Origin of the sequence: Bacillus pumilus (genome assembly GCF_003431975.1) — a bacterium.
Classification (GTDB): domain Bacteria; phylum Bacillota; class Bacilli; order Bacillales; family Bacillaceae; genus Bacillus; species Bacillus pumilus_N.
Genome location: NZ_CP027116.1, coordinates 460,069 through 472,719 on the forward strand (window position 1 = coordinate 460,069; position 12,651 = coordinate 472,719).

Here is a 12,651-nt window from a genome sequence, read left to right on the forward strand (position 1 = left end):
CGTTTTGGTTGTTTTCCTGATTTTCCATTCTAAAAAAGGTGTGTGATCATTCATGAAACAAGTACTTTCAAAAGACAATATTTTTCTAAACGAACAAGCTGGATCAAAAGAAGAAGCGATTAAAAAAGCAGGCGAGATCCTAGTGACAAACGGCTATGTCACAAGTGATTATGTCGACAAAATGTTTGAAAGAGAAAAGATCTCGTCTACATTTATGGGAAACGGAATTGCGATTCCTCATGGAACAGAGGATGCGAAAGCGGCTGTCCTCCATTCTGGGATTTCCATCATTCAAATTCCAGATGGTGTTGAATACGGAGAAGGAAATATCGCCAAAGTCGTCTTTGGCATCGCTGGTAAAAACAACGAACACCTCGATATTCTTTCTCAAATTGCGATTGTCTGTTCAGAAGAAGAAAACGTAGAACGCATCATTCATGCAAAGGATCAGGATGAACTGATCGCCATCTTTAACGAGGTGAACTAATATGAAGGCACTTCATTTTGGAGCAGGAAATATTGGCAGAGGGTTTATCGGATCTTTGTTAAAAACATCAGGCTATGAGCTTGTCTTTACCGATGTAAACGAAGCGGTCATCAACGAGTTGAATGAAAGAGGAGAATACACAGTCGAGCTTGCAGCACCAGGTCAGAAACAAGAAATGGTCGGACCTGTGACAGCGATCAATTCTGCACAAGACCCAGCAGCATTAACAGAGGCGATTGCATCAGCCGATTTGATTACAACAGCAGTCGGACCAGCCGTTTTGAAAATCATTGCTTCATCGATTGCTGAAGGATTAAAACAGAAAAAGCCTGACCATATCATCAACATCGTCGCATGTGAAAATATGATTGGGGGCAGCTCTCATTTAAAAGAAGCCGTTTTCTCTCATTTAACAGAAGAGGAACAAAAAGCGTTGTCACAAACAGTTGGTTTTCCAAACGCTGCGGTGGACCGCATTGTGCCAATTCAGCATCATGAGGATATTCTGAAAGTATCGGTCGAGCCATTTTTCGAGTGGGTCATTGATGAGACTGGCTTTATTGGGGACGTTCCTCAGATTGACGGAGCGACCTTTGTACAAGATTTGACACCTTATATTGAGCGCAAGCTCTTTACTGTCAATACAGGACATGCGCTAGCAGCTTATGTCGGATATCAGCAAGGCGTTCAAACGATTAAAGAAGCCGTCGATACACCAGAGATTCGCCAAGTGGTTGAAGGCGCACTTCACGAAACGGGCAGTTATTTAATCGACACATATGGCTTTCAAAAAGAAGAACACGATGCCTATATTCAAAAAATCATCAAACGATTCGAAAATGCTTTTATCTCAGACGAAGTCACGCGTGTCGCACGCTCTCCTCTTAGAAAGCTGGGAGCAGATGATCGTTTAATCGGTCCAGCGAAAAAGATCAAAGAGCCAGTGTATTTAATCAAAGGCATCGCTGCAGCACTCGCTTACGATTTTGCAGAAGATGAAGAAGCGGTTCGTTTACAGGCATTAAGAAAAGAGAAAGGCATTGAAGGTGTGCTGGAAGAAATATGTGGGCTCAGTCCAACAGAGGATCTCTATCAAGCCATTCTTCAAGAAACAACTCGATAACCAGAAAATCCCTTTCCGACGAGTGAAAGGGATTTTTTGATGACTTTTTAATACTTTACCCCGTTTGTCGATATATGAAGTAAGGGGGAATTTGTATATGAAAAGGAAAATGTTTGCGTCAAGGAGTGTCTTTTTTCAATTAATGTCTGCCATTATCGTGATTACGATCTTAACCGGCGGACTTGTGGGCACAACGGGGTATTTGTTAGCAAAGCATGTCTTAATTGATGCGGGGAAAGCAGATTTAAAGCACATTGTCAGCGGAGCAATGGCTACACTCGAACAATTGAATGACCGTGTCGAGAAAAAAGAACTGACGCTTGAACAGGCGCAGGAACAAGCTCGTATTTACTTGAATGGACCTAAAAATGACAACGGGAAAGGGTACCAATTTCAAAAATCAGATTTTATGTATAAAAATAAAGGCTATCTCGTCGCATATGGAGCAGATTATTCCTCTCAAGTTCATCCTGTCAACGACATTGGCGTCATTCCAGATAACACGACCAATCGTGAAAAAATGGTCGCTGGAGCCGAAGCAAAAGGCGAGGATGCACACTATGTGACCTATCTAGATAAGGACGATGCAACCGGTGAAGAAAAGCAAAAACTTGCTTATATGAACCAGTTCACGCCCTGGAATTGGAGTATTGGCATCGCCGTCTTCCAGGACGAATTTTATAAAGAATTAGAGCAGATGAAGCTCTATATTATGCTCATTACAGCGGGTGTCGCTCTTTTAAGTCTTGGGGTCTTTTATTTAGCTGCTCGAGGAAAAGTCAGACTGCTCAAGCAAGTCACTGCTGCCTCAAAAGAAATTGCGGCGGGAAATCTTGAGCGCACGAGCTTAAAAGAAACAACGGACGAAATCGGACAGCTAGCAAAAGGCTTTAATCATATGTCAGGAGAGCTCAGAACACTTGTGAGCGGATTACAGGAAACGAGCAGCCAGCTTGTTGAATCAGCGACAGATTTATCGGCGATATCTGAAGAAACATCAGCCAGCAGTGAAGAAGTTGGCAGAGCCATTGGAGACATCTCGACTGGAACGCTTCATCAGGCATCTGACCTTGATGCAGCCAATCAACAAATGACCCAGTTCAACCAATCCATTGAGAACGTCAAAGAACAAAGTGACCAAATTAAACGAATCTCGGACCAATCAAGTCAATCATCTGAGCAGGGTCAGCAAATGGTTCAGCAATTAAAACAATCAAATGAACAATCCTTACAGGCGTCTCAAGGTATTAGGGCAGGAATTGAGCAGTTAAGCACAAAAGTACAGGATATCTCTAAAATTACAGATACGATTGAAAGTATTTCAAATGAGACCAATTTACTTGCACTGAATGCCAGCATTGAGGCAGCACGCGCAGGAGAGCACGGCAAAGGCTTCTCGGTTGTGGCGAGTGAAGTGCGGAATTTAGCTGAGCAGACAAAACAATCAGCCTTTCAAATTCAGCAAATGGTACAAGGCATTAAAGAAGAAACGACGGCAACAGCCGGCATGATGTCTAGCACAATGGAGCGTTTTGCAGAGTTAGATGAAGCGGTACATGCAACAGAACATGAATTCAATGCCATCTCTACGTCGATATCACAAACCATCGTTGAAACAGACGCCATGGCAAAAGAGCTGAATGCATTGCTAGAGCAAAACGATCTTATCACAAAAGCCATGCAAGGCGCAGCCCATATTTCTCAAGAAAATGCCGCTGCGATCGAAGAAATCACTGCATCCACAGACGAACAAGTAACAGCCATCTCCAATGTGGCAAAAGCAGCAGAAAGACTCAATGAACTAAGCATACGATTAAATCACGATATTGCACGTTATCGTCTATAAAACATTTTGACTGTTTATCTCATAACAGGTACTATGTAATTAATCTAAACCTTGCTCACGCATGAAAAAAAGGAGTGTTTTGGTCATGAAAAAGAAGATATTGATGTTCTTACCTTGTGGCTATGGATACTCCACTGCTGTTTTCTTTTAGATCGATAGAAATTGGTGAAGTCTGTCTACATGAAGAAAATCTAGCAGAAAAATCAAAGTGAGTGAGGGACATAACATGAAAAAAATCACGAGAAAAAACCCAGAAAGTATGCCGAAGCCTGTTGGCAGCTACAGCCATATCACAAGAGTGCCAAAGGGCGCGGGATTATTTGTTACATCTGGTCAAGTCGGAACAGATATGGATGGGCAAGTCCCATCTAGTTTAAACGACCAAGTAACCAATACGTTTGAAAATATCAAAAAAATCCTTGAATCAGAAGGATTGAATGAAGAACATGTGATCAAGGTCAATATATGGGCAACGGAAGAAATCGACTGGGATCATCTATATCCTCAGTGGGATACGATCTTCAAAACAGCTTACCCATCAATGACAGTTGCTTATGTATCAGCCTTAGGGTGGCCTGAGCTGAAAATTGAAATTGAACTGTGGTGCGCCGATATTTGAAAAAAAAAAGAACAGTGCAAACTGTTCTTTTTTACTTGAACCGCAGCCGCTTTGTCATCCATGCAGCGATAAACGTAAAGACGGTGTAGATGATAACCCAAATAAGAAAGGATTCATCCCCGCCAATGTATGTGTACATGAGAATGACGCTGGCTAACAGGGCAATCAAAGTTGGCATCCAAACATTCTTCAAAAGCATTGTGCCAAAAATGCCAATCAGCACAGAAAGAATAGGGAAGCCAAATACAACGAATAAAATAAAAACAGCCATATGACGAACTCCTTTTAACAAGTGTTTACATTAAAAAATAAAAGATCGACACTGCCATGTGCGGAAGTGCAAAGATCATCATGAGAAAGGCCGTATCAAGACGCCACATGCGGTGTTCTTTTGTTTCAGAATGATAGGTGGCCCGCGTTTCTTCCCCGCTTGTCCATGCACCCATTAGAAGCCCAGACATCATGACCCCAATAATAGCGATGCCACCACTGACCCACCCTATCCATTCATGGTGCGACAAAAAGATCGCAGCGCTGCATATCACAATCATTGAACAAACACCGGCGATAAAGGCATGTTTTTTTCTCATACTGGTTCACTCCTTTAAAGAAGATTAGGAGACGGCGTCACATATTTCAATGAAATGACCATCAGGATCAGCGACATAAGCGACGGTTTGACCCCATGGTTTTTTTGCAGGTTCTTTGATGATCGGCACCCCTTTTTCTTTCATTGAAGCAATGGTTTGATCCACATCATCCACAACGAACCCAATCTCAAACGTTTGTGAGGATTGAGTTGCTTCAGGTACAGGCAATTCCAGTGCATCTCTGACATCCTGGCGTGAATTAATCGATAATGTCACGTCCCCCGTGTCAAACTCAACATATGACTCAACCCGGAGCTTCATAGGGAAACCAAGTACATGTTGATAGAAATGAATACTTGCCTCAACATCGTTTACATATAGAATGGTATATTTCATTTTCATGTGAAAAACTCCTCTTTTCATATACGTGTCAAAAACGGAAAGGTTTCCCACTCATTGTACCATATAGGCTATAAAGCATGTTTTATTCCAAAAAAATGAATTTTTTTAGCTAGATAGTCTTGGAAAAAAGTGGTGACATATGATAAAAATGTAAAAATAGAAAAAATAGGGGGTCATACATGTTGAAAAAAGTCATGGTGGCTGTCTTGTCTCTGGGACTTTTACTAAGCTTTACACAAGTCGACATCCACACAGCAGATGCAAAAACAGTGAAGTCCTACAAAAACTGTAAAGCGCTGAACAAAGTCTATAAAGGCGGCGTAGCGAAAAGCAAAAACACGAAAAACAAAGGCGGCAAAACAAAGTACAGGCCGTATGTGTCAAAAGCACTTTACCAAAAAAATATGCGACTTGACCGTGATAAAGACGGCATTGCGTGTGAACGCTAAGTCTAAGTGAAAAGACCTGTCACAAGGTCTTTTTTCTGTGGGAACAAACTCGTCCCTTTGTGCCATCTTCCTCTTTATATTAAAATAAAGATAGTTACAAAAAATGATACAAAGTGGGGTACTCAATTTGTCCATACAAGCTGATAAGAAAGACATCCGATTGATTGCCATTGATATGGATGGCACGCTGTTAAACAGTGAACACGTCATTCCAGAGGAAAATAAACAAGCCATTAAAGATGCTGAAGCAAAAGGGGTCCACGTGGTGATTAGCACAGGGCGGACGCTGATGACATGCCGAGAGCTGGTTGAGCCGCTCAAGTTGTCTTCTTACCTTGTGACAGCAAACGGAAGTGAAATATGGGATTCAAACTTCGAGCTGGTCGAACGAGATCTGCTTCATCCTGATCACGTCCAAATGATGTGGGATCTAAAAAACAGATACGAAACCGATTACTGGGCTTCTACTGTGGATAAGGTGTGGAGAGGTGAATTCCCAGAACGAATTCATGACCATGATTGGTTGAAGTTTGGCTTTGATATTCATGATGATGACGTTCGTGAGGAAGTACTGAATACATTGAAGACAAATGAGCATCTAGAGATCACAAACTCAAGTCCGACCAATATCGAAGTCAATGCAGCTGGCATTAACAAAGCGGCAGCTCTTGCAAAGGTAGCAGAACGCATTGGCTGTACGATGGACAATGTCATGTCACTTGGTGACAGCCTAAATGATATGGCCATGATCCAAGAAGCCGGATTAGGAATTGCGATGGGAAATGCGCAAGAAGTGGTGAAAGAAGCCGCTGATTGGATTACAGCTCCCAACACAGAACACGGTGTAGCAAAAGCAATCCAGCATTGGGTGCTGTCTAAATAAAGAAGATCATGAGAAAGCGAGAGACCATATCCTCTCGCTTTTTTTTATGTCTTCTAGTTCTATTGTTATATTTTCTGACAATATCATGTGCAATCTCACCAAAATTGATATAATCAATATAAATTCGAATATTCGGACTTCGAGTTCCGTTATTCGGAACAACAAGGAGGGATCCTATGTATCAAGTAGATATCAACTGTGATTTGGGAGAAAGCTTTGGTCAATATAACATCGGTTCAGATGAACAAATTTTAGAATATGTCACCTCAGCCAACATTGCTTGCGGGTTTCATGCTGGAGATCCAACCGTCATGAGAAAAACGGTCAGAATGGCACTAGATAAAGGGGTACAAATTGGTGCGCATCCGGGTCTGCAAGATTTAGTCGGCTTTGGCAGACGGCCAATGGCGATTTCGGCAGATGAAGCCTATGATCTCGTTGTCTATCAAATTGGTGCTTTATCAGCCTTTCTCAAGGCAGAAGGCGGGACGATGCAGCATGTCAAACCACACGGTGCCCTTTACAACATGGCGGCTAAAAATACTGAATTATCTGAATCAATTGCGAAGGCTGTGTATCATGTCAATCCAGATCTTGTGTTATTCGGGCTTTCCGGCAGTGAACTTGCGTTAGCAGGTGAGAGAATCGGTCTTCAAGTCGCACATGAAGTATTTTCTGATCGGACCTATCAAACAGACGGGACGCTCACGTCTCGCCGTGAACCACACGCACTCATTGAAGACGATGAATTAGCCGTTCAGCAGGTCGTTCGTATGGTGAGAGAAGGGAAGGTTCATAGCGTTCAAGGGGAGGATATTTCGCTTAAAGCAGATACGGTCTGTATTCATGGAGACGGTATCCATGCGCTCCAATTTGCCAAAACCATTACATCGAAGCTAAAAGAAGCAAGTATTCAACTCAAAGCCTTTCAATAAAAGTGGTCATCAAAGGGGGAAACAGCATGAAAAAGGAAGTCAAACGCATAAAGGCATCAAAGGGGAATCGGTCTATGCTGATGGGCGCAGCCTTTTTAATGGCGACGTCCGCCATCGGACCGGGGTTTTTAACACAAACGACTGTCTTTACACAGCAGCTTGCGGCTAGCTTTGGGTTTGTCATTCTCATCTCGATTTTGTTAGATATTTTTGCGCAAACAAATGTATGGCGAATCATCGCCGTGTCAGAAAAGCGAGGGCAGGATATAGCGAATATGGTGCTGCCGGGTCTTGGCTATGTACTAGCCTTTTTGATTGTCATGGGCGGACTTGCCTTTAATATTGGGAATATCGCTGGTGCTGGTCTTGGTTTTCAGGTGTTCACAGGAATTGATCCACGAATCGGAGCAGCCATTAGTGCTCTCATTGCCATTCTGATTTTTGTGATCAAAGAAGCTGGAAAAGCAATGGACCGTTTCACACAGATAGCAGGCTTTGTCATGATCGGTCTGATGCTGTACGTGGCGATTTCAACAGCTCCTCCTGTTGGGGAAGCGGCACTCAGAACTTTTGTTCCAGAAGAAATTGATATTCTATCGATTGTGACACTTGTTGGGGGGACAGTTGGCGGCTATATCGTTTTTGCTGGCGGACATCGTCTATTGGATGCTGGAATTAAAGGGAAGGATGCACTTCCTCAGGTGACAAAAAGCTCGGTTTTCGGCATCTTGATTACATCTGTGATGCGTATTGCATTATTTTTAGCTGTTCTAGGAGTGGTCTCAAAGGGCTTACAGATTGATCCAGCCAATCCGCCTGCTTCTGTATTCCAGTTAGCGTCTGGAAATGTTGGATATAAAATGTTCGGCATCATTATGTGGGCTGCCGCCATTACATCGGTTATTGGAGCGGCTTACACATCTGTTTCCTTCTTTAAAACCTTCTCGCCAAAAATAGAGCAAAATCAGCGTGGCATTATCATCGGCTTTATTGCTCTCTCGACTATTTGTTTTATTACAATCGGACGACCTGTGAACATATTAATTTTAGTTGGGGCGATCAATGCATTGATTTTACCGCTCGCACTCGGCACCTTGCTGGTTGCCGCCTATAAGAAAGAAATTGTCGGTGATTATCGTCATCCCTTCTTTTTAACAGCATCAGGTGTACTAGTTGTCGTCATCATGGCTTTGATGGGCGGCTATACCATAATGAATGAAATCCCGAAACTATGGAGTTGATTTGAATGAGTATTGATCAAACATATGGGCCCTCACAGATCAGAGAATTGATTCGTAAAAAAGAAATCACGGGACCGACGGCGGGTTTAGCAGAGGGGTATGCTCAAGCCAATTTAATGATCGTCAAAAAGGAATTTGCCTTTGATTTTCTTTTGTTTTGTCAAAGGAATCCGGCTGCTTGTCCATTGCTTGATGTACTGGAGCCAGGTGATCCAGTGCCGAGACGGTCGGCACCGCAAGCGGATATTCGTACGGATTTTCCTAAGTACCGTATTTACCGAAAAGGGATTCTTCAAGAAGAAGTTTCAGATATCTCTGCTTATTGGGAGAATGACATGGTTGCCTTTCTCATCGGTTGTAGTTTTACGTTTGAGCATGCACTGATGCAGAATGATATTCCGGTTCGTCATATTGAACACGGTCATAACGTCCCCATGTATCAAACGAATATCTCTTGTGAAAGGGCAGGGGTGTTTCATGGCCCGATGGTTGTCAGCATGAGGCCTATTCCGGCGCATCAGATCACAAGAAGTGTTCAAGTAACGTCGAGATTCCCGTCAGTTCATGGCGGCCCCATTCATATAGGCGACCCAACGATGATTGGAATTGCTGATGTGGCTCAGCCAGACTTTGGAGAAGCATCCGTGATCAAAGAAGGGGAGGTCCCGGTGTTTTGGGCATGTGGTGTGACGCCGCAAGCCATCGTCATGCATACAAAACCAGACATTGCGATTACCCATGCACCTGGTCATATGTTCATCACAGACCAACGGGATCAACAGCTCGGTGTGCTTTAGAAAGAGAGGGATTCTCAAGTGGCATTTTCAACGATAAAAGATTCTATCACTTTCCACCCGCTAGGAGATGCAGCGATCGTGATTCAAGCAGGAGCGGACATATGTGAAGAGATTCATGAGCGTGTTGTGCAGTTGTTTTCGTGTATTGAACAGCATCCATTTGTCGGATATGTGGAAGCTGTTCAAGCCTTTACAAACGTGACTGTTTTTTATGAGCCTTATACGGTTCATCAATCTGCCCAACTACAAAAAGTGGACCTGTCTCCGTATGAATGGGTGAAAAACTATATTGAAACATTACTTGAAGAGAAATGGCGGGAGGATGTTCACACAGAGCGCCGCATCGTCGAGATTCCCGTCTGCTACGGGGGCGAGCTTGGCCCTGATTTAGAAGAAGTTGCCCGGATTAATGGTTTAACGCCTGAGGAGGTCGTGCGTATTCACACAGCAGGAACATATCTTGTCTATATGATTGGATTTGCCCCGGGATTTCCGTTTTTAGGCGGGCTCTCTGAAAAGATCGCAGCCCCGCGCAGGGAAACACCAAGAATGTCCATTCCTAAAGGGTCTGTTGGCATCGCGGGGAAGCAGACAGGCGTTTATCCTATTTCCACCCCCGGCGGCTGGCAGCTCATTGGACAAACCCCGCTGTCACTCTTTCTCCCAGACAGAGCAGTCCCAAGTCTATTGAAAGCAGGGGATGAGGTTAGGTTTGTCCAAATGTCTGAAAAGGAATTTTTCAGCATGAAGGAGGCAGAACGTTGAGTATTCATGTCATCAAGCCAGGAATGTTCACAACCATTCAAGATAAAGGGCGAAAAGGGTATCAAAAATATGGCGTCTTAACGAGCGGGGGCATGGATTTGCTCTCACTTAGAATGTCCAACATTCTCACAGGCAACGAAGAAAGCGAAGCTGTGCTGGAAATCACACTAATGGGGCCAGGTCCTGTGTTGACGTGTCAAAGGGATGAGCTCATTGCAGTGACTGGCGCTGATGTGGAGATCGATATTGATGGAGAGCCGGCCCCTTTATGGAAGCCGCTCTTTGTTCGATCAGGTAGCACAATCACCTTTGGTCCTTGTAAGAGAGGCTGTCGTGCCTATCTTGCTGTGGCAGGTGGATTCGATGTGGAGCCGGTCATGCAGAGCAAAAGCACTTATGTGAGAGCAGGAATCGGTGGACGAAACGGACGTCCGCTTGAAAAAGGAGACGTCCTGTCCAATGGAAAGCCTTCAATTGTCGCTGATCGATTGTGTCATAGGCTCAAAAAAAGCAACGTGAAGCAGGCGGCGTTCAGCGCACCCGATTGGACAGTCAGCCATGCTCATTTCTTGCCCCTGCGGAAATCGCCAGTGATTCGTGTGCTGGCAGGGAGACACCTTTCTTTTTTTCAAGAAACCTCTCAAACCGCTTTTTTCGAGCAGCCTTATCAGGTCACGCCTCAATCAGATCGCATGGGCTGCCGCTTGAAGGGGGAACCGGTTCATTTAAAAGAAAAGCTTGAATTGATTTCAGAGGCAGTTGCCTTTGGCTCTATTCAAATTCCTCCTAACGGCCAGCCGATCATTCTGCTGGCAGATCGGCAAACAACTGGCGGATACCCTCGTATCGGAGAAGTAGCGACGGTCGATCTGCCACTCATTGCACAGGCGATGCCTGGAGCGAATCTATATTTTAAACAAATCGATCATCAGGCAGCCGAGCAGGCGCTATTCAAGCAAGAAGCAGAACTGAGGGAGCTCGCTGCAAGAATCAAGCTTGAAGCATTCGTTTAGAAAAGGGGATGGACATGCAAAACACAAATAAAACGGTTGTGAAATCTATGGAGATATTGCAGCTGTTTATCACACATGACCAGTTAACGTTAAATGAAATGATTGCGCTCTCCCGCATGCCGAAAACGTCTGTGCACCGCATGGCGAGCTCTTTAACCGATATGGGGTTATTAGAAAAGCAAGATTCAGGTGCTTATCGGTTAGGACTGATGTTTCTAGAATACGGTCAGCTTGTAGCGGATCGCCTTGATATTCGGAGAATTGCAAGACCATTTATGGAAAGCTTGCGGGATGAGGTGGGAGAAGCTGTACAGCTCATCGTACGTGAAGGAGACGAAGCCATTTATGTGGAGAAAATGGAAGGGACGCAGCCAGTCCGCCTTTATACCGCCGTTGGCAGGCGCTCTCCTCTATATGCGGGCGCTTGTGCGAGGAGTATTCTCTCCTTTTTGCCAGAACACGAGAGAAACGCCTATATCGACTCGATTGAGCTAGGAAAAATCGGCATTGGCACCATTACAGATAAAGAGGTTCTTCGAAACATGCTGGATGAATCAAATGAGCGGGGCTATACGTTAAGCTATTCTGAGCTTGAAAACTATACGGCAGCGGTTGGCGCACCTATTTTCAATCATCTTGGGGAGGTAGTAGCAGGTATTAGCATTGCAGGGTTTGAAGCAGGCTATCAAAAAGAGCGCCTTCCCTATTTAATTGAACAAGTCAAAAAAGCCGCGAATGATATCTCTAGAGCATTAGGTTTTCATGTAAACAAATAAAAAGCCAATGACCGTTAAGATCATTGGCTTTTTGCGTGTCATAATTAGAAAGTTTTTCCTAAAGCTTTTGCACGTTCGATTGCATCTGCTTTAATTTGTTCTGCTTTTGCAGGTTCAGCATTGTGACCTTCAACGATAAGACCTTCGAAAGAAGGAATTCCGAAGAAGCTCGCAATTGTACCAAGGTAACGGTGGCCTGCTTCAAGTTCAGCAGCAGGACCTTCAGAGTAGTAACCGCCACGTGCTTGGATGTGTAGAGCTTTTTTGTCTGTTAATAATCCAACAGGACCTTGCTCAGTGTATTTGAATGATTTACCAGCTACAGCAACAGAGTCGATGTATGCTTTAAGAACTGGTGGGAATGAGAAGTTCCAAAGTGGTGAAACAAATACATATTTGTCAGCAGAAACGAATTGATCGCTTAATTCGTTTAGGCGAGCAACTTTCGCTTGCTCTTCAGCTGAAAGTGTATCGAAACCAGCACCTGATTGCAGCTTGCCCCAGCCAGCGAATACATCTGCATCAATGTGAGGGATGTTTTCTTTGTACAAATCGATATGTACAACCTCGTCACTTGGATTTGCTTCCTTATAAGATTCGATAAATGCTTTAGCAGTAGCCATACTGTAAGAAACAGTGTCATCATGCGGATGTGCAGTGATGTATAATACTTTTGCCATGTTCATTCAATCCTTTCTGTTTCAATGATTTTTTTAGCATATCCC

At 43.8% G+C, this 12,651-nt stretch carries 16 protein-coding genes; 12 read left to right on the forward strand and 4 right to left on the reverse strand.

Annotated features, from left to right (window positions below):
- Window positions 1-52 precede the first annotated feature (52 nt).
- The 4 genes from C5695_RS02190 (at window position 53) to C5695_RS02205 (ending at window position 4,075) form a co-directional block, all read left to right on the forward strand.
- Window positions 53-487, forward strand: coding sequence for a PTS mannitol transporter subunit IIA (locus C5695_RS02190; protein WP_117728773.1), 435 nt, complete (start codon window positions 53-55; stop codon window positions 485-487).
- A gap of 1 nt (window position 488) precedes the next feature.
- Window positions 489-1,610 (forward strand): mannitol-1-phosphate 5-dehydrogenase, encoded by a 1,122-nt coding sequence (locus tag C5695_RS02195; protein WP_117728775.1) that lies wholly within the window; start codon window positions 489-491, stop codon window positions 1,608-1,610.
- Between the two features lie 97 nt (window positions 1,611-1,707).
- Window positions 1,708-3,456, forward strand: a complete 1,749-nt coding sequence (locus C5695_RS02200) for a methyl-accepting chemotaxis protein (protein WP_117728777.1) — start codon at window positions 1,708-1,710, stop codon at window positions 3,454-3,456.
- A 226-nt stretch (window positions 3,457-3,682) separates the two neighbouring features.
- Complete coding sequence (locus tag C5695_RS02205; protein WP_117728780.1) at window positions 3,683-4,075, forward strand: RidA family protein; 393 nt, start codon at window positions 3,683-3,685, stop codon at window positions 4,073-4,075.
- A gap of 31 nt (window positions 4,076-4,106) precedes the next feature.
- Here C5695_RS02205 and C5695_RS02210 read toward each other — a convergent pair whose 3' ends face one another.
- The 3 genes from C5695_RS02210 to C5695_RS02220 are packed head-to-tail and all read right to left on the reverse strand — an operon-like array spanning window position 4,107 to window position 5,067.
- Complete coding sequence (locus C5695_RS02210) at window positions 4,107-4,346, reverse strand: DUF2651 family protein (protein WP_117728782.1); 240 nt, start codon at window positions 4,344-4,346, stop codon at window positions 4,107-4,109.
- Window positions 4,347-4,371: 25 nt separating this feature from the next.
- Window positions 4,372-4,665 carry a DUF5316 domain-containing protein gene (locus tag C5695_RS02215; protein WP_117728784.1) on the reverse strand — a complete coding sequence of 98 codons (294 nt, stop codon included), beginning with the start codon at window positions 4,663-4,665 and terminating at the stop codon, window positions 4,372-4,374.
- 24 nt (window positions 4,666-4,689) lie between these two features.
- Window positions 4,690-5,067 carry a VOC family protein gene (locus C5695_RS02220; RefSeq protein WP_117728786.1) on the reverse strand — a complete coding sequence of 126 codons (378 nt, stop codon included), beginning with the start codon at window positions 5,065-5,067 and terminating at the stop codon, window positions 4,690-4,692.
- Between the two features lie 179 nt (window positions 5,068-5,246).
- Here C5695_RS02220 and C5695_RS02225 point away from each other — a divergent pair, with 179 nt between their 5' ends.
- The 8 genes from C5695_RS02225 to C5695_RS02260 all read left to right on the forward strand — a co-directional run bounded on the left by C5695_RS02225 (window position 5,247) and on the right by C5695_RS02260 (window position 11,926).
- Window positions 5,247-5,516: an excalibur calcium-binding domain-containing protein gene (locus tag C5695_RS02225; protein ID WP_117728789.1), complete on the forward strand. Its 270-nt coding sequence runs from the start codon at window positions 5,247-5,249 to the stop codon at window positions 5,514-5,516.
- 103 nt (window positions 5,517-5,619) lie between these two features.
- Window positions 5,620-6,399, forward strand: coding sequence for a Cof-type HAD-IIB family hydrolase (locus tag C5695_RS02230; RefSeq protein ID WP_410369220.1), 780 nt, complete (start codon window positions 5,620-5,622; stop codon window positions 6,397-6,399).
- A gap of 176 nt (window positions 6,400-6,575) precedes the next feature.
- On the forward strand, window positions 6,576-7,334 hold the full coding sequence (locus C5695_RS02235) for a LamB/YcsF family protein (protein WP_117728793.1): 759 nt from the start codon (window positions 6,576-6,578) through the stop codon (window positions 7,332-7,334).
- A gap of 26 nt (window positions 7,335-7,360) precedes the next feature.
- The gene (locus C5695_RS02240) at window positions 7,361-8,575 is read left to right on the forward strand and encodes an NRAMP family divalent metal transporter (protein ID WP_117728795.1); all 1,215 of its coding nucleotides are present in this window, start codon (window positions 7,361-7,363) and stop codon (window positions 8,573-8,575) included.
- 5 nt (window positions 8,576-8,580) lie between these two features.
- On the forward strand, window positions 8,581-9,372 hold the full coding sequence (locus C5695_RS02245) for a putative hydro-lyase (RefSeq protein ID WP_117728797.1): 792 nt from the start codon (window positions 8,581-8,583) through the stop codon (window positions 9,370-9,372).
- 18 nt (window positions 9,373-9,390) lie between these two features.
- The gene (gene pxpB / locus C5695_RS02250; RefSeq protein ID WP_117728799.1) at window positions 9,391-10,137 is read left to right on the forward strand and encodes a 5-oxoprolinase subunit PxpB; all 747 of its coding nucleotides are present in this window, start codon (window positions 9,391-9,393) and stop codon (window positions 10,135-10,137) included.
- Window positions 10,134-11,150 (forward strand): 5-oxoprolinase subunit C family protein, encoded by a 1,017-nt coding sequence (locus tag C5695_RS02255; RefSeq protein ID WP_117728801.1) that lies wholly within the window; start codon window positions 10,134-10,136, stop codon window positions 11,148-11,150. The genes pxpB and C5695_RS02255 overlap by 4 nt, the downstream gene beginning before the upstream one ends.
- A 14-nt stretch (window positions 11,151-11,164) precedes the next feature.
- Window positions 11,165-11,926 (forward strand): IclR family transcriptional regulator, encoded by a 762-nt coding sequence (locus tag C5695_RS02260; RefSeq protein ID WP_117728804.1) that lies wholly within the window; start codon window positions 11,165-11,167, stop codon window positions 11,924-11,926.
- A 44-nt stretch (window positions 11,927-11,970) separates the two neighbouring features.
- Here the strand turns inward: C5695_RS02260 and C5695_RS02265 are convergent, their stop codons facing one another.
- Complete coding sequence (locus C5695_RS02265; RefSeq protein ID WP_106051269.1) at window positions 11,971-12,606, reverse strand: FMN-dependent NADH-azoreductase; 636 nt, start codon at window positions 12,604-12,606, stop codon at window positions 11,971-11,973.
- Between the last annotated feature and the right edge of the window lie 45 nt (window positions 12,607-12,651).